The organism is Clostridium sp. D53t1_180928_C8 (assembly GCF_015667795.1).
In the GTDB taxonomy this organism is placed as follows: domain Bacteria; phylum Bacillota; class Clostridia; order Clostridiales; family Clostridiaceae; genus Clostridium.
The window spans coordinates 17,654-35,899 of record NZ_JADPEL010000006.1 but is presented as its reverse complement, the minus strand read 5'-3'; the positions used below and the strand labels follow the sequence as shown (position 1 = coordinate 35,899).

General features: G+C 28.0%; 17 protein-coding genes and 1 riboswitch. Of the genes, 16 read left to right on the top strand and 1 reads right to left on the bottom strand.

The features are described from left to right. Both I4V51_RS06175 and I4V51_RS06170 read left to right on the top strand, forming a co-directional pair. Nucleotides 1-681, top strand: coding sequence for a response regulator transcription factor (locus I4V51_RS06175; RefSeq protein ID WP_195987450.1), 681 nt, complete (start codon nucleotides 1-3; stop codon nucleotides 679-681). A gap of 4 nt (nucleotides 682-685) precedes the next feature. Further along, a complete protein-coding gene (locus I4V51_RS06170; RefSeq protein ID WP_195987449.1) occupies nucleotides 686-2,122 on the top strand; it encodes a HAMP domain-containing sensor histidine kinase in 1,437 nt (478 codons plus the stop codon). Nucleotides 2,123-2,262: 140 nt separating this feature from the next. On the opposite strand, the gene uvsE is transcribed toward I4V51_RS06170, so the two are convergent. Further along, nucleotides 2,263-3,225, bottom strand: a complete 963-nt coding sequence (uvsE, locus tag I4V51_RS06165) for a UV DNA damage repair endonuclease UvsE (protein ID WP_195987448.1) — start codon at nucleotides 3,223-3,225, stop codon at nucleotides 2,263-2,265. 321 nt (nucleotides 3,226-3,546) lie between these two features. Between uvsE and I4V51_RS06160 the strand changes: the two genes are divergently transcribed. The 14 genes from I4V51_RS06160 to I4V51_RS06095 all read left to right on the top strand — a co-directional run bounded on the left by I4V51_RS06160 (nucleotide 3,547) and on the right by I4V51_RS06095 (nucleotide 18,229). Then, entirely contained in the window at nucleotides 3,547-4,113 is a 567-nt protein-coding gene (locus I4V51_RS06160) for a zinc dependent phospholipase C family protein (protein ID WP_195987447.1), read from the top strand. A gap of 137 nt (nucleotides 4,114-4,250) precedes the next feature. Further along, the gene (locus tag I4V51_RS06155) at nucleotides 4,251-6,206 is read left to right on the top strand and encodes a TetM/TetW/TetO/TetS family tetracycline resistance ribosomal protection protein (protein WP_195987446.1); all 1,956 of its coding nucleotides are present in this window, start codon (nucleotides 4,251-4,253) and stop codon (nucleotides 6,204-6,206) included. An 11-nt stretch (nucleotides 6,207-6,217) separates the two neighbouring features. Beyond that, nucleotides 6,218-7,051: an NAD(+) diphosphatase gene (gene nudC, locus I4V51_RS06150; RefSeq protein WP_195987445.1), complete on the top strand. Its 834-nt coding sequence runs from the start codon at nucleotides 6,218-6,220 to the stop codon at nucleotides 7,049-7,051. Nucleotides 7,052-7,155: 104 nt separating this feature from the next. Continuing rightward, complete coding sequence (locus I4V51_RS06145; RefSeq protein WP_195987444.1) at nucleotides 7,156-7,344, top strand: (2Fe-2S)-binding protein; 189 nt, start codon at nucleotides 7,156-7,158, stop codon at nucleotides 7,342-7,344. Nucleotides 7,345-7,479: 135 nt separating this feature from the next. Next, nucleotides 7,480-8,346, top strand: a complete 867-nt coding sequence (locus I4V51_RS06140) for an SDR family oxidoreductase (protein ID WP_195987443.1) — start codon at nucleotides 7,480-7,482, stop codon at nucleotides 8,344-8,346. A gap of 144 nt (nucleotides 8,347-8,490) precedes the next feature. After that, complete coding sequence (gene nhaC / locus I4V51_RS06135; protein ID WP_195987442.1) at nucleotides 8,491-9,936, top strand: Na+/H+ antiporter NhaC; 1,446 nt, start codon at nucleotides 8,491-8,493, stop codon at nucleotides 9,934-9,936. Between the two features lie 226 nt (nucleotides 9,937-10,162). After that, entirely contained in the window at nucleotides 10,163-12,250 is a 2,088-nt protein-coding gene (locus I4V51_RS06130; RefSeq protein WP_195987441.1) for a molybdopterin oxidoreductase family protein, read from the top strand. A 41-nt stretch (nucleotides 12,251-12,291) separates the two neighbouring features. Then, a complete protein-coding gene (locus tag I4V51_RS06125) occupies nucleotides 12,292-12,699 on the top strand; it encodes a 4Fe-4S dicluster domain-containing protein (RefSeq protein WP_195987440.1) in 408 nt (135 codons plus the stop codon). After that, nucleotides 12,699-13,925, top strand: coding sequence for an FAD-dependent oxidoreductase (locus tag I4V51_RS06120; RefSeq protein WP_195987439.1), 1,227 nt, complete (start codon nucleotides 12,699-12,701; stop codon nucleotides 13,923-13,925). Before I4V51_RS06125 ends, I4V51_RS06120 begins: the two co-directional genes overlap by 1 nt. Nucleotides 13,926-14,147: 222 nt before the next feature. After that, complete coding sequence (gene mobB / locus I4V51_RS06115) at nucleotides 14,148-14,657, top strand: molybdopterin-guanine dinucleotide biosynthesis protein B (RefSeq protein ID WP_195987438.1); 510 nt, start codon at nucleotides 14,148-14,150, stop codon at nucleotides 14,655-14,657. Then, a riboswitch (molybdenum cofactor riboswitch) is annotated at nucleotides 14,652-14,788 on the top strand. Its footprint overlaps the gene before it by 6 nt. Before the next feature lie 123 nt (nucleotides 14,789-14,911). Next, nucleotides 14,912-16,117: a gephyrin-like molybdotransferase Glp gene (gene glp, locus I4V51_RS06110; RefSeq protein WP_195987437.1), complete on the top strand. Its 1,206-nt coding sequence runs from the start codon at nucleotides 14,912-14,914 to the stop codon at nucleotides 16,115-16,117. A 13-nt stretch (nucleotides 16,118-16,130) separates the two neighbouring features. Then, a complete protein-coding gene (locus I4V51_RS06105) occupies nucleotides 16,131-16,706 on the top strand; it encodes a molybdenum cofactor guanylyltransferase (protein WP_195987436.1) in 576 nt (191 codons plus the stop codon). Further along, nucleotides 16,706-17,197: a MogA/MoaB family molybdenum cofactor biosynthesis protein gene (locus tag I4V51_RS06100; protein WP_195987435.1), complete on the top strand. Its 492-nt coding sequence runs from the start codon at nucleotides 16,706-16,708 to the stop codon at nucleotides 17,195-17,197. The genes I4V51_RS06105 and I4V51_RS06100 overlap by 1 nt, the downstream gene beginning before the upstream one ends. Nucleotides 17,198-17,212: 15 nt before the next feature. Continuing rightward, the gene (locus I4V51_RS06095) at nucleotides 17,213-18,229 is read left to right on the top strand and encodes a molybdopterin-binding protein (RefSeq protein ID WP_195987434.1); all 1,017 of its coding nucleotides are present in this window, start codon (nucleotides 17,213-17,215) and stop codon (nucleotides 18,227-18,229) included. Nucleotides 18,230-18,246 lie beyond the last annotated feature (17 nt).

The following is an 18,246-nucleotide window of genomic DNA, read 5'->3' as shown; positions in this document are numbered from 1 at the left end:
ATGAGTAAAAGAAAAATATTAGTAGTAGAAGATGAGTATTCAATTAATGATGGATTAACCTTTGCTTTAAGAAAAGAGGGGTATGAGGTTAGAAGTGCTTTTAATGGGAAAGAAGCATTAGAGTTAGTAGAAATATTTAAACCAGACTTAGTATTATTAGATTTAATGCTACCTGATATAGATGGCTTCGATATATGCAAAGAGATATCTAAAAATACGTATGTAATAATGTTAACTGCTAGAGGAGAAATATTTGATAAAATAGTAGGGCTAGAATTAGGAGCAGATGATTATATTGTTAAACCTTTTGAAATGAAGGAAGTATTAGTTAGAATTAAGGTTATATTTAGAAGAAATAATAAGAATTTTAATGAATGTATACAAGAAGATAAGAAAGAAATTAACGGTATAAGAATTTCTTCTAAGGAAAGATGTGTATTTAAGGAAGGAAAGCTTGTTCCTATGAGAAAATTGGAATTTGATTTATTAAATTTCTTATATGAAAACATGGGTGTTATTTATTCAAGAGAAGATTTATTACAAAAGGTTTGGGGATATGAGTATGAAGGTGATACTAGAACTGTTGATGTCCATATAAAAAGGTTAAGAGATAGATTAAAAGAAGATAAAGATAATTCCATAATTGAAACAGTTTATGGTATAGGATATGTTATGAGGTGATTTATTGTTTAAAACACTAAGGAGTAAGTTGTTATTTGGAACAATAATTTCAGTAGTATTAATAAACTTAGTATTTACTATTTTTATTTCATTATTTTTAGAAAATACATTAAGAAATGATATTATAAATGAAATAACCAATATAAAAGGTTTTGCTATAAACACTATTAATCAAAATGAGCTTATTGGAGAAAGTAAGTGGAAAAGTTTAAATAGTATTAAAGGTTTAACAAATTCATATGTTTCTATGATAAATAATAAAGGTGAAATAAATGAATATGTTAGTGTATTAATAAGTGAAGAGGAAATCAATAATATAGTAAATGAAAGTGAAAATTTAAGGTCTATTATAAGATTTAAAAGATTAAATAATATTTATTGTGTAACATATAATTATCCTATTTATTTAGATAATGATTTTTATTGTAATTTGATTATTCAAAAAGATTATACTGATAAATATAATAAAAATATTAATGTAATAACAATAGTAATCATTGGACAAGTTATTGCAGTTTTATCAATAGTTGTTGTAAGTTCAATTATCATAAGCAAAGTTACTAAACCGATAAATGAATTAAGTGAATCCATGAATGATTTATCAAAAAGTATAGATTCAAAAGATATTATTATTAATAGTAATGATGAAATTGGTGAACTTTCAAAAAGTTATAATTTAATGAAAAATAAAATAAAAGATCAAATGGAAATTATAATTGAAGAAAAAGAAAAAGTTGAACAACTACAAAAGGTTTCAAGAGAGTTTTTTAATAATGCAACACATGAACTAAAAACTCCTGTTACAGCAATATCACTATATGTACAAATATTTAAAGATAATAAATTAAAAGAATTAGATGAAGAGTTTATAAGTAGAGCCAGTGATAGAATAATAATGGAAAGTGAAAAGATGAAAACTTTAGTTGAAAAGATACTTGATGTATCAAAGGGAAAAATTAATTCAGATAAGAATAAATGTGAATTTTCACTAACAGAATTAATTGATGAAATAATAGAAGACTTTGAAGTAAGAATAGAAAATAAAAGTTATATAATAAACAAAACACTACAAGAAGTAACTATATATTCCGTTTTAGAAGATATGGAGTCAATAATAGTTAATTTAATTGATAATGCTTTAAAGTATAGTGTTGGGAAAAAAATAGATATTAATTTATATGAAGAAGAGGAAAATATAATTTTTAAAATAAGTAATAAATGCACTGATATTCCAGAGAATATAAGAAAAAATCTATTAGAGCCTTTTATAAAATATAATATTTATAACGATATATCTAAAGAAGTAAGCAGTTCGGGCTTAGGATTATATTTATGTAATGAATTATCAAAAGGAATTGATGGAAAATTAAGTTATGAGATAGATAATGATATTATTCAATTTACATTAAAAATAAAAAATAGTAGACAATCTAGTGAATAGAATGCTACTAATTTTTAAATGCTATTTGTCGAAATAACTAAAGTTGTAATATGGTGTAAAATATTTGCAGTATGTTTTACATCATAGTCTATTATTGACACTTTTTTTTACTTTATACTTACTTAAGAAAAAAATTTAATTTATACAATAAAAGTACTTTCATCAATCCATTTATATTCGGGTTTAACTTCTTGAATGTCGCTAACAAGTTTAAAAAGAGCAAGATCCTTTTCTTTACATTCAAGCATTATATCTATATCAGTATTAAAAGTTTTTATGTTTTCTAAGAAATTAACAAAATCATTAGGATTAATAAAATCAGCATGTTTTCTATCTTTTTCCCCGGTTTTAGGTGATGAAAAATGTAGCTTAGGTGGTAATTTTTCATTTTTCCAAGTTTCAAATATTTTAGGTATTAATTTATATATGTCATCATCAGAATTGTTACAATTATGATGATGAATATCTAAAACCATTGGTAAGTGCAATTCGTTACATAAATTTAGAGTTTCCTGTGCAGTGTATGTTTTATCATCATTTTCAATAATTATTTTAGATTTAACCTCTTCCGGAAAAGTTCTAAAATTATTTATAAACCTTTCTATACCAGCTTCTTTACCATTGGTAGCACCACCAACATGAATAACCATTTTTCCTAAATCATATTTAAAATCTTCAAACCACTCAGCTTGACACATTAGATTTATTTTAGTGTTTTCAACTACATTAGGATTAATGCTATTAATAACATTAAATTCATCAGGATGAGTATCAACTCTCATATTAGAATTATTAATAAGTTTACCTACATATTCAAAATCTTTTTTTAAAAACTCTCTGTGTCCCCAGTATCCTACTTCAGGATGAGTTACTAGTGGAATTAATGCAGATGTTATTCTATAAAAATGAATATTATTTTCTATATTATATTTTATTATTGTTTCTAAATCTTTTAGGTTTGAAGCTGAAACTAGTTTTAGCTTTTCAAGTCTTTTTTCAGGAAGAGCAATTTTATTATAATTAGTAAAAGTTACAGTGCTTGAGGATGTAACTTTTTTTCCAAGTTTTTTTGATATAGCAACGTAGCCAAGTCTAACTTTCATTATATACCTCCAAATTCCTAATATTATTTATTTAGTATGTCCATAATAAAATACTCATATGTTTTAAAAGAAATTATAAATATTTAATTGGAATTAATTCTAATATTATTTTTTTTTATTGTTAAATAATGGCATAAATTAAATAATTAAAATATAGAATTAAAAGTAATAGATATAGTAATAATAATTAAAAGTGTTAAAATGTTCTGAAAAATCCAAAAGAAATCTGAGAAAATAACAGTCAAAATTCAGAATAATATTGTATAATAATATTGTCGGAAATGAAGAGTGTTTTAACATTCTGACGAGGGGAGAAATCGTATGCTAATAAACACACATTTAGTCATAGGTTCGTATTGTTATAAGATTTGCAATGATAAATATAATTTAAGTTTAAATAAAAAAAGATTCTTAGAAGGATGTGTAGAGCCAGATTTACACAAGAGAGGAAATAAGATTAAACACACATATAGTGTTTCAAAGGATAAAATGCTTGAATATAAAGAATACATTGAAAATAATGAGTTAGATATTAATGAGGTATCATTTATTATAGGAAAAATAGCTCATTATATTGCAGATTGCTTTTGTAAGTATCACTTAGAAGAGTATTACGGTAAAGATATGAAGAGTCATTTTGCATATGAATTTACTTTGCATTTAATGTTAAAAAAGACATTAAGAAAAAATCAGTATATTTTTGATGGTATTTTAGATAATATAGATGAAACAGTTGATTATCTCGATGAATTAAAGATAAATAGAGAAGAGTATTTAAGCTTAGAAGAAGATTGTATAAATGATATATTTTATACAGTAAAGACAACTTGTCAACTTTTATATGTGGCACAAAAATATTTTGTTAAGGTATTTGAGTCATATATTTAGATAAAAAGTTAAACGCAGTAATAGTAGTTTATTATTACTGCGTTTTTTTTGTTAGAAAAATCTTAAATGGTAATTATATATATACATGATATAATTTAAATATAAATTTATTTACAGTTAATAGAAAAGGTGATTAAATGAAAAAAACAATAGGTATTTTAGCTCATGTTGATGCTGGAAAAACAACTTTTTCTGAACAAATTCTTTATCATACAAATGCTATAAGAAATAGAGGAAGAGTAGATCATAAGAATTCATTTTTAGATAGTCATGATATTGAAAAGGAAAGAGGAATTACAGTTTTTTCAGATCAAGCAAGTTTTGAATTAGGAAAATCAACATATTATTTAATAGATACACCAGGGCATATAGATTTTTCATGTGAAATGGAAAGAGCTATAGGAATTATGGACTATGCAATTATAGTTGTAAGTGCAGTAGAGGGAGTACAGGCTCATACAGAAACTGTATGGAAACTGCTTGAAAAATATAATGTGCCTACATTTTTATTTATTAATAAATTAGATAGAACAGGAGCAAATTTAGAAAATGTTATTAGTGAAATAAAAATAAATTTAACTAAGGATGCTTGTTATATAGATAATATTACAGATATTAAAGATGATGTAGTTGAGTTTATAGCTGAAAGAAATGATGACTTATTAGAAAAATATCTTAATGGAGAATATAATAATAAGCTATGGATAGATGAGCTAAGTAAATTAATTAAAGAAAGAAGAATATTTCCATGTTTTGCAGGAGCTGCCCTTCAAGATATAGGGATATCAGAATTTTTAAATTCTTTAGAAGAATTGACTTTTACTAACTATAATGAAAGTGAAGAATTTTCAGGAGTTGTATATAAAATAAGATATGATGACAAGGGAACAAGGATTACATTTATTAAATCATTAGGTGGAATACTAAAGGTTAGAGATGAAATAAATGTAAAAGTTAAAAATGATGTTTTAAAGGAAAAAGTAAGTAGCATAAGAATTTATAATGGCAATAAATTTACTACTGTAGATAAGGTGATAGCAGGAGATGTTTTTGCAGTTACGGGATTAACAAGTTTAAATATAGGTGATGGAGTAGGACGTTTAAAAGAAAAAATAAAGTTTAATATGATTCCAACATTAATGTCTAGCGTGATTTTTGATAAATCTTGCAATGTAAAAGAAGTGTTGGGGAATTTTAGAATTTTAGAGGCTGAAGATCCTGCTTTAAATGTTATTTGGAATGAAACATTACAAGAAATACAAGTTCATATTATGGGAAAAATACAATTAGAAGTTTTAAAAGAAGTTGTATTAAAAAGATTTAATTTAAATATAGATTTTGGACCATGTGAAATAATATATAAAGAAACTATAAATAATAAGGTTAATGGATATGGGCATTTTGAACCATTAAAACATTATGCAGAAGTACATTTAAAGTTAGAAAGTCTTCCAAGAGGTTCTGGAATTATTTTTGAAAATAAATGTCATGCAGATCATTTAACTACAGGGCATCAAAATTTAATAAAGACTCATTTGTTTGAAAGAAAACATAATGGGATATTAACAGGATCAGAGATTACAGATATTAAAGTTACGTTGTTAACTGGTAGAGCACATAATAAGCATACTGAAGGTGGAGATTTTAGAGAAGCTACATTTAGAGCATTGAGGCAAGGCTTAGAAAAAGCAGAAAATGTTTTATTAGAGCCTTTTTATAAGTTTAATATTGAGGTAGAGCTTGATTATATGGGAAGAGTTTTATCTGATATTCAAAAATTATATGGTAGCTTTAATCCTCCAGAAACTGATTTAAATAAAGTAAGAATAGTTGGAAGAGGGCCAGTATCAACATTTATGGATTATAGTACAGAACTTATTGCCTTTACAAAAGGTAGGGGTAGAATAAATTTAATGTTTGATGGATATGATGTTTGTCATAATACCCAAGATATACTTACTAAAAGAAATTATAATAAAAATGCAGATATAGAGTATTCTTCAAATTCAGTATTTTGTTCTAAAGGCCAAGGATTTATTGTTCCGTGGAATGAAGTTGAGGAATATATGCATTGTGAAATTATAGAAGAATAGAGGAGAAATATATGAATAATACTGATAACTATATGAACTTTATAGCAGATGCTAAATTCCCAGCTGGAAATAGAGATGAAGATTTATATTTTTTATTTCAAGATAAAATGATTTTAATTAAAGAAGATATGGGAAAAGTTTTTATTCCAACATTTAAGGATATTAAGAATTTAATTGATGGTCTTGAAATAATATATCATTTAGGTACATTTAAAGGAATTCATTGTTTTTGTGGTGAAATAAGTTCATGTATTAAGATAACAGGAGAATTAAAGTTTATTGCTTTAAGACAGGGGTCAGCAATTATAGAAAAGGATATTGTTCCAGTTTGTGGGAGAGCTGCTCAAACTATTCATTTCCATAAGACTAATAAGTTTTGTGGAGTATGTGGTGGCGAAAATGAATTTGTTGGATATGAATTTGCAATGAAATGTAAGAAATGCGAATATATGAGTTATCCACAAGTTTGTCCTGCAATAATAGTAGGAATAACTAAAGGAGATAAGATTTTATTAGCTAATAATAAAAATTTTCCAGAAGGATTACATAGTAATGTAGCTGGATTTGTAGATGTAAATGAGACTTTGGAAGAATGTGTAAAACGAGAAATATTAGAAGAAGTAAATATAAAGGTGAAAAATATTAAGTATTCCTCAAGTCAGCCATGGCCATATCCTAATTCGATTATGATTGGATTTACGGCAGAATATGAAAGTGGGGAAATAAAAGTTGATGGTGAAGAAATTATCCATGCAGATTGGTATAGTAAGGATAATTTACCAATGTTACCAGATAAAAATACAATTGCAAGAAAAATTATAGATTCAATTTTAGATGAAATATAAGTATTAAAGATTTATAGATATGTTTTAGTATAATGACAAAATAAATTGTAAATTATATAAATAGCTGATATTTTTATAGATTTAAAGGTATGGAGGTAAAACATATGGATAAGAACAAAAAGATATGTTATTGTTTTAATGTATCAGTAGATGATATAGAAAGAGCAATAGAAAATGGAGCAGATACTTTTCAAGAAGTGCAAGATGCAACTAACTGTGGAAAAGGATGCGGCTCATGTTTAGCGGAAGCTAAGGCTCTTGTTGATGAGTTATTAAAGAAAAGAATAATTTAATAGTTTATATTTAGAAGTTCACCATGACAATGTTTTTTTGATATGGTGAATTTTTTATATAAATAACAAGTATTATAAAGTAGAAAGTAACTAATAATAAATTATATTAATTAAATTATTATTAGGAGTGATAATATGAATTTTCCAACTAGCTTTCCAGCACAACATCAAGATAAGCATCCAGGGTTTGAGCATGAAATGAATCCTGAACCTATTTATTATGATGAAAAGTATATAAAAAGTGGTGATTTATTAAAGGATAAAGTTGCAATAATAACAGGTGGAGATAGTGGTATAGGAAGGGCAGTAGCAGTGGCTTATGCTTATCAAGGAGCTGATATTGTTATAGTATATTATAATGAAGTAAAGGATGCAGAAGATACTAAAAAACTAATTGAAACAATAGGAAGAAATTGTACTATAATTCAAGGAGACATAGCAGAATCAAGTTTTTGTACTAATGTTATAGGAAAAGTTATTAATGAATATGGGAAAATAGATATATTAGTAAATAATGCTGCAGTTCAATATGAATGTAAAGATTTTAAGGAAATTACAGATATGCAATTTGATAAGACAATGAAAACTAATATTTATGGAACATTTTATATGACAAGAGCAGCATTAAAGCAAATGAAATCTGGCGCTTGTATAATAAATACAGCATCAGTTACTGCCTATGCAGGAAATGAAAAGTTAATAGACTATTCCATGACTAAAGGGGCAATAGTAACATTAACAAGATCGCTATCTACATCATTAGCAAAGAATAAAAGTGGTATAAGAGTTAATGCTGTTGCACCAGGACCAATATGGACACCGCTAATACCATCAAGTTTTCAAGCAAATGAAATTCCTCAGTTTGGTGCAAATACTCCTATGGCAAGGGCTGGACAGCCAGTTGAATGTGCAGGAGCATACGTATTTTTAGCTTCAGAAGCTGCTTCCTATATAACAGGTCAAACTATTCATATAAATGGTGGAGAAATAGTAAATAGTTAAAAAATTATTAAAAATATTAGAAGTATTTAACATATAATATAAAATATGCTATCATTAAGTAATGTATTTACATAATGATAGTTTTTTTGTTTTATTATTAGATATTTTGATAAAATTTGAAAATGAATTAAAAGGGGGATTTATATGGTAAGAAAGCCTAGCGTTTTAGAGTCAATATCATGTATTGTAGTTATGGCATTAATAGTAGGTGTAGGAAATGTTTATTTAAAGCTACCTATTCAACCACTCTTATTAATATCGGCTGCTTATGCATCGTTTATAGCATATCGGGTAGGTTTAAGATGGTGTGATATAGAGAATGCTATTTCTGATAGTATTGGAAAATGTATGCCAGCAATATTAATTATATTTTCTGTAGGCATAGTAGTTGGTACATGGATTTATTCAGGTACTGTTCCTATGTTGATATATTATGGGTTAAAAATAATTAGCCCACAAATGTTTTTAGTGTCGGCTTTTGTAATAGTTGCAATAGTATCAATGGCTACAGGAACAGCATGGGGATCAACAGCAACAGCAGGGGTTGCGTTAATAGGAATGGCAGAAAGTTTGGGGGTACCTCTTCCAATTGCTGCAGGGGCAATTGTTTCAGGTGGAGTATTTGGAGACAAGTTATCACCGCTATCAGATACAACAAATCTAGCTCCTTTAGTTACAGGAGTAGAGTTGTTTGATCATATAAAGCATATGTTATATACAACATTACCCTCAGCTGGTATAGGTATTATAGTATATTTAATTGTAGGATTAGGGTTAGATAGAAGTAGTTTTTCTTCAGAAAGCATAGCTAATTTACTTTATTCATTAGATAGTATTTACAATTGGAATATATTTATGTTGTTACCTATAGTAGTAATAATTATAGGTGCATTAACTAAAAAGCCTACTGTTCCTATGATGTTATTATCATCAGTAGTTGCAATTGTTGTCGGAAGTATATCTCATGGATTTAACTTTTCCGATGGATTTAAAGCTGTAGTAAATGGTTTTGATATAAGTATGGTTACAGCAGAAGGATTTAATATCGCAAATTGTAGTGAGCAAGTGATAAAGTTAGTATCAAGAGGTGGATTAATGTCAATGACTTCAATTGTTGTAATGATATTTTGTGGATATTCATTTGCAGCAATAGTAGAGAAGGCTGGATGTTTAGAAGTAATTGTTAATGTTGCTAGGGAAAGAATAAAGAAAGTATGGCAACTTACTGTAGTTGCAGTTGTAGGAAGTACGATTTTAGTATTTGCTACAGGCGTAGCATCAGTACCAATATTAATGATGGGAACATTATTAAAGGAGGTATATATTGATATGGGATTACATCCTAAAAATTTATCTAGAACTTTAGAAGATGCAGGAACAATGTTAATTCCATTTATTCCATGGGGGGCATCAGGAATTTTTTATTTAGATGTTTTAGGCGTTGGACCACTAGAATTTGGTATGTGGGCTATACCATGTTATCTAGGAATAGTTTTTGCTATTATTTATGGGGTAACAGGTTTTGGAATTGAAAAGATATCAGGTAGTTTGAATAAAGATATCTTTGATAGTGAAATTGAATCAGTATAATACTTTTATAAGCTATTGAGTTATTAAAAAAATAACTCAATAGCTTAATTTTTACCTTTATTAAATAAAAAAAGAGTTTTTAGAAAAATATTGTTAAATTAATGACAATAAAAAAGGGAATTTGTGATTATAATCACAGTTGTAAATATTCTTTAATGATAAAATGAATCTGAAATAATACTGAATATAAAATTTATTAAAATTGTGAATTGGAGATGAAAGTAGTATGAAGAAGATTCAATCAACATGTAATTTATGTGCATTAGCATGTAATATAGATTTTTATGTAGAAAATGGTAAAATTGCTAAGGTTTCACCTACTGTTGACTACCCTGTAAATAAAGGTTTTTGTTGTATAAAAGGTTTAAATTTAGATAAGCAACAAACTAAAATTAAAGCAAGAAAAAGTCCTCTTTTAAGAGATGAAAATGGTGAAATGAAAGAAATATCATGGGAAGAAGGATTTAAAACATTTGCTAAAAAAATGACAAGCATTCAAGAAAAGTACGGTAAAGAAAGTGTTGCTTTCATTAGTACAGGACAAATGCCAACAGAAGACATGGCTTTACTAGGACATGTAGGTAGAAATCATATGGGGATTAATGGTGATGGTAATACAAGATTATGTATGGCTACATCAGTAGTTGCTCATAAGCAAAGCTTTGGATTCGATGCTCCTCCATATACATTAAATGATGCTGAATTATCAGATACAATATTCTTAATTGGTGCAAATCCAGTTATAGCTCATCCAGTATTCTGGGGACGAATTAAAGAAAATAAAAATGCTAAAGTAATAGTTATAGACCCAAGAAAATCTGAAACAGCTATGAATGCAGATATATGGGTAGATGTTAAACCAAAAGCTGATTTAGTATTAATGTATACTTTAGCTAATGTTTTAATAGAAAAAGGATATATAGATACAAATTATATTGAAAACCATACAGAAGGATATGAAGACTTCAAAAATCATGTTGCTAAATTCACATTAGAAAATGTTGAAGCTGAAACAGGAATATCAGCAGAAAGAGTTGTTGAACTAGCTGAAACAATTCATGCAGGAGAAAGAGTTTCATTCTGGTGGACAATGGGAGTTAATCAAGGTTACCAAGCTGTTAGAACAGCTCAATCAATAATTAACTTAGCATTAATAACTGGAAATATGGGTAGACCAGGAACTGGAGCTAACTCTTTAACAGGACAATGTAATGCTATGGGATCAAGAGCTTTCAGTAACACAGCTGGTTTATTCGGTGGTGGAGACTTCGATAATCCAGTACGTAGAAAGGCTGTTTCTGAAGCTATAGGAGTAGATGAAAGCTATCTTGCTACTAAGCCAACAATTCCATACAATGCAATAATAGAAAAAGCTATTTCAGGAGAAATTAAGGGGCTATGGGTTGTTTGTACAAACCCAAGGCATTCATGGGCGAATAATGAAGAATTCGAAAAGTGTGTTAAGAACTTAGATTTCTTCGTAGTTCAAGATATATATGAAGATACTGACAGTGCTAAACTTTGTGATTTATACTTACCTTCAGTACCTGCAATTAAAAAAGAAGGTGTTTTAATAAATACTGAAAGAAGATTATCAAAAGTTAATCCTGTAATTTCTAAAGAAGAAGGAGAATTATCAGATTTTGAGATATTCTATAATATAGGTAAAGAGCTTGGAATGGGAGAAAATCTTAAAGGATGGGAAACTCCAAGAAGTGCATTTGAATTATTAAAGAAATGTTCTAAGGGAATGCCTTGTGATATAACTGGTGTAACTTATGAAATGCTTGAAGGACAAAATATGGAAGGTTCAAGGGGAGTTCAATGGCCATTTAGAGCTGGAGAAACTTTAGTTGAAGATGAAAGAAGATTATTTGAAGATGGTAATTACTATACTCCTTCAAAGAAAGCTAAATTCCACTTTGAAGATATAGCTGAAAATCCAACTCAAGCAACAGAAGAGTTCCCATATATATTCAACTCAGGAAGAGGAACAGTAGGTCAATGGCATACTAGTGTTAGATCAAGAGAAATTGATGAATCAGAAAGAATTTATTCTAAGGAATCATATGCATTTATGCATCCAGAGTTAGCTAAAGAGTTAAATATAGAACATAATGAAAGAGTTTCAATAGCTTCTCAAAATGGTGTAACAAAAGATTTTACTATAAAAATATCTGATCATGTTAAAAAGGATCATTTATATGCGCCAATACACTATATAGAAACAAATGCACTTACACCTTCAGTTTATGATCCATATTCAAAGGAACCATCATTTAAAACTGTTGCAGTAAAAGTTATAAAGAAATAATAAAATAAAAATTTTAATTTTCACTTAAGGAGTGATTAGTAATGGAAAGAATTAAGATTGATAGAGATAAATGTGTAGGATGTTTAACTTGTACAACAGCATGTATAGTAGCTCATGATTCTGAAGATACAAGAAGTAGAATAACTATAGATAGTTCAGGAAAATATGCACCAATTTTCTGTAGACATTGTGATAGACCAGAATGTGTTTATACTTGTATGACTGGTGCCATGAGTAAAAATAAAGAAAATGGATTAGTAGAGTATAATAAAGAACACTGCGCTAGTTGTTATATGTGTGTAATGGCATGTCCTTATGGGGTTTTAAAAGCAGATAGCAGAGTTCATAAAGAAATAATGAAATGTGATAATTGTAAAGCTCAAGGAACACCACAATGTGTAGCTAAATGTCCAATGGGAGCAATTACTTTAGAGGAGGTAACAGAATAATGAGATATGTTGTTATAGGAGCCTCAGCAGCAGGAATAAGTGCTGCAAGTACTTTAAGAGATTTAGATAAAAATGCTGAAATAATATTAGTATCTAAGGATGAAAATGTATATTCAAGATGTATACTTCATCACTATATTTCAAATCATAGAGATGTTGAAGCATTAAACTTTACAGGAAAGAACTTCTTTGAAGAAAATAATATAACTTGGATTAAAGGTGTAGAAGTTAAGTCACTTAATGATGCTGAACAAACCTTAGAATTATCTAATGGTGAAACTTTAAGCTACGATAAGGTAGTAGTCTGTAGTGGAGCATCAGCCTTCATTCCACCAGTTGAAGGATTAAGAGAAGCTAACAATGTAGTTGGACTAAGAAACTTAGATGATGCTATATTAATAAAAGAACAAGCTGCAAAAGTTAAAAATGTAGTAGTTTTAGGTGCTGGTCTTGTTGGGATAGATGCAGTAAGTGGACTTATTGGACAGGGAGTAAATATATCTTTAGTTGAAATGGGTAATAAAATACTTCCATTACAATTAGATAAGCATGCATCTGATGTATATGAAAAGAAATTTACTGAAGAGGGTGTTTCTCTAAAATTAGGTGTTAAAGCTGAAAAGTTAATTTTAGATGTAAATAATAATCCAAAAGCTTTATTGCTAAATACTGGAGAAGAGGTTCCATGTGAATTAGTAATAGTTGCAACTGGAGTAAGATCTAATGTAGCATTCTTAGAAAATAGTAATGTAGAATGTGATAGATTTGGATTAATTATTGATGCAAAAGGTAAAACTAATGTAGAAAATGTATATGGTGCTGGAGATGTTACTGGAAGAAATCCAATATGGCCAACAGCAGTAAAAGAAGGGATAATTGCAGCTAACAATATGTTAGGTAAAGATAGTGTAATGACAGATTTCTTTGGTAGCAAAAATACAATGAATTTTGTAGGAGTAGCTACAATGTCTCTTGGAATGGTAGAACCGGCTGATGAAACTTATATAGTTGAAACTCATGTTGATGGAGATAATTACAAGAAGATAATTCATAAAGATGGAAAGATTTATGGAGCTATAATTCAAGGAGACCTTTCTTATGCAGGAGTATTAACTCAGCTTATAAAAGAAAATATTGATGTTTCTAAAGTAACTAAGAGTCTATTTGACATAGATTACGCAGATTTCTTCAACATAGAAAAAAACTTTGAGTTTAGCTATAAGTAAGATTCTAAATCTTTGATTTAGTTAATCGAACTTACTCAGCGACCAAAGGGAGTCGAGTTTCCTTTAAAATAAGTTAGAAGTTAAAAATGGGAAAAATATAAATTTTCATTTTTAACTCTAACTTCTTAGTTTTAAAATGATATATAATAAAATAAGGTATTTACAAAAATAAAAAAAGTCTATATAATGCAAACTAAAAATATAATATAAGGGATGAAATTAATGTCCAAAGTAATTAATATAGTTGGTTCAAGTTCTAATGTTGGAAAAACTTATTTACTTGAAGGCTTAATACAAGAACTAAAAGCTAGAGGTTATAGTATAGCAACCATAAAACATGATGTTCATGGATTTGATATAGATAAAAAGGGAAAAGATACATATAAACATAGAGAAGCAGGATCAGAAACAGTAATAATTTCTTCAAAAAATAGATTAGCAATGATAAAAGAATTACAAGAAGAAACAGAACTTAATGATATTATTAAAATGGTATTAGATAAAGACATAATATTAGTTGAAGGTTATAAGAAAAGTTATTTAAGAAAAATTGAAGTATTTAGAAATGGAGTAAGTGATAGAATAATAACTCCAAAAGAAAAAATAATTGCAATTGCAAGTGATATTAAATTAGATATTAAAGATATGATTGTAGTAGCGAGAGAAGATTATAAGAAGCTTGCAGATTTAATTGAAAAAGAAAAAGAGTTTAAATTTGAAAATTATCAATAAAATATTTTCTAGAGCTAAGTATCCTAAGGGTATATTCTATGGAGCTTAAGCCGGAATTATTATAAATTCAAGGGTGATATTTGAAAAGGTATTATCTCCACGTTTTGGGAAGGAAAATAAGTTGATTTAAATATATTTAATTATTTACTAGTTAATTTAAGACCTAGATTTTAGGTTTTTATATTTAAAATAGGCTTATTACTCATACCTAAAATATGAAGTAATAAGCCTATTTTTATTTAAGAGGTGAGTAAATGAAGTCATTTATATTATTAGAAGAAGCACTAAATATATTAAATGAAAATGTAGAACAGCTAGATATTGAAGAAGTTAATCTGATAGATGGAATTAAAAGAGTATTAGCAAAAGATGTTTTTTCTGAGATTGATAATCCTCCATTTAATAAATCGGCAATGGACGGATATGCTATAAAAGCAGAGGATAGTAAATCAGAAGAAAAGATTAATGTAATAGATAAAGTTTTTGCAGGTAATGTATGTAATAGTTTAGTTACTTCAAAAACAGCAGTAAGGATAATGACAGGAGCTCCAATACCAAGTGGAGCAAATGCTGTAATAAAACAAGAAGATATTAAATTAATAGATGATAACTATATAGTTTTAAATAAATCTATTAAAGAAAATGAAAATATATGTTTTAAAGGTGAGGATATTAAAAAAGGAAGCTTGTTAGTTAAAAAAGGTAAAAAATTAGATTATGCTGATATAGGAATTATTGCTAGTGCAGGAGTAGAAAAAATTAAGGTTTATAAATTGCCTAAAATTGCTTTAATAAGCACTGGTGATGAAGTTATTGATATAGATAATAAACTAATGGCGGGAAAAATATTTAATAGTAATAAGTATAGTATAATTTCTAGAATTAAAGAATTAGGATATGATATTAGCTATACTGCGCATGTAAATGATAGTGAAAATCAAATAGAAGAATATATAAGTAAACTTTCAAAGGATATGAATTTAATAATAACTACTGGTGGTGTTTCTGTAGGTGAAAAAGATCTATTAAATAAATCAATAGAGAATATCAATGGTAAAAGATTATTTTGGAAAGTGAAAATTAAACCAGGATCGGCAGTGCTTTGTAGTAAGGTGAATAATTCATTAGTTGTTAGTTTATCAGGAAATCCAACTGCAGCTTTAACTGCATTTGAGCTTTTTGTAAAAACGTCTTTAGAAAAAATGTTAGGATATGATAATGTTGAAGTAAAAAGAGAAAAAGCAGTTTTATGTGATAATTTTACTAAGAACAGTCCTCAACGAAGATTTATTAGAGCAAGAGCAATTATAGAAGAAGGAAAACAAGTAGTATATATAACACAAGTGAAAAGTGGAAATGGGATATTAAGCTCTAATTTAAATTCAAATTGTATGATAGAGGTTCAAGGGGGAAATGAAGGTATTAAGGCTGGAGAAATAGTAGATATAATAAAGTTTTAAGGAGAAGGTACTTATGATAAATAAAACTTTAGCTATACTAGCAGGTGGAAAAAGTAGTAGGATGAACTACAATAATAAAGCTTTATTAAATTATAAAGAAAAGAAATTTATAGAACATATAATTGAAGCAGGAAAAGAATATAAGGAAGTAATTATAATTTCAAATAATTTAGAAGAATATAAAGGATTTAACTTACGAGTAGTTGAAGATATATATAAGGGAAATGGTCCATTAAGTGGAATACATTCTGCACTTATTAATTCAACGACAGATAAGGTTTTGTGTATTGCTTGTGATATGCCATTAATTACAAAGGAAACATTAAATATAATAGGAAATTACAAAGAAGAATACGATGTATTAGTACCAAGGGTAAGTGAAAGGTTACAGCCATTATGTGGAGTGTATTCTAGAAATATAATTTCTAAAATTGAAGAAGCAATAAAAGAGAATAATAACAAGTTACAATTATTAATAAGAACTTTAAATTTAAAGGTAATTGAAGGCGATATGAATAGTAAATTTATAGAACAAGACTTTTTAAATATAAATACGGAAAAGGAATATAAAGAATTGGAGGAATTATAATGTATACGGTCGGAATAATTACAAGTAGTGATAAAGGATATGCAGGGGAAAGAGAAGATAAAAGTGGCGAAGTGGTAAGAGAATTAGTTGAAGCAGCAGGATTTACTGTAGTAAAGCAAATTATATTACCGGATGATAAGGAAATGCTAGCTGATGAGTTTAGATATATGAGCGATGAGCTTAAAGTAAATTTAATATTAAGCACTGGTGGAACAGGATTTTCTAAAAGAGATATTACACCAGAGGCTACAAAAGCAGTAATTGAAAGAGAAGCACCAGGAATATGCGAAGCAATAAGAATGTATAGTATGCAAATTACAAAGAGAGCTATGCTTTCAAGAGCTGTATCAGGAATAAGAAGAGATACATTAATAGTAAATTTACCAGGAAGTCCTAAAGCTTGTAAAGAAGCGTTAGATTATGCATTAAATGATATAAAGCATGGAATTGATATATTATTAGGAACAGCAAAAGATTGTGCCAGGAAATAAAGGAGGTATATAGAGATGAAAATGATAAAGGTTGAAGATGCAGTAGGAACTATACTTTCACATGATGTTACACAAATAATTCCAGGGGAGTTTAAAGGAAGACTTTTTAAAAAGGGTCATATAATTAAGGAAGAAGATATTGAAAAGCTATTATCTATAGGGAAAGAACATGTTTATGTTTGGGAACCAGTTGAAGGTCAGCTTCATGAAAATGAGGCAGCAACAAGAATATCAGATTTAGTTGTTGGAGAGGGAATAAGGCTTTCAGATGAAATAAAGGAAGGAAAAGTTGATTTCTTTGCTGATATAGATGGAGTTTTAAAGATAGATAAAGAAAAGTTATTTAAATTGAATTCTGTTGGAGAAATTATAGTATCTACATTACATAATAATACTCCAATAAAAAAAGGCGAAAAGGTTGGAGCAACAAGAGTTATTCCATTAATAATAGATGAAAAAAGAATTATAACTGCAGAAGAATTAATTAAAGAAAAAATAATAAGTGTTTCAGAAATAAAGCCTAAAAAATGTTTATTAATAACTACAGGAAATGAAGTGTATAAGGGAAGAATTAAAGATGCATTTCTTCCAGTAATAAAGCAAAAGTTAGGGTATTATGGTAGCGAAGTAATAAGACAAGAAATACTACCAGATGATAAAGAAAGAATAATTGAAGAGATTAAAAAAGGAATTAACGAAAAAGTTGATATGATTATTTGTACTGGTGGAATGTCAGTAGATCCTGATGATGTAACACCGACTGCAATTAAGGAATGTGGTGGAGAATTAGTAACTTATGGTTCACCAGTATTACCAGGAGCAATGTTCTTACTTGCATATTATGGAGATACACCTATATTAGGAGTACCAAGTTGTGCTATGTACTCAAAAAGAACAGTACTTGATTTAGTATTACCAAGAGTACTAAGTGATGAAAGATTATCATTTGAGGATATAGTTGAATATGGGCATGGTGGGTTATGTCTAGATTGTAATGTATGTACTTTCCCACATTGCTCATTTGGAAAATAATTTTAGAAAGCAGGATA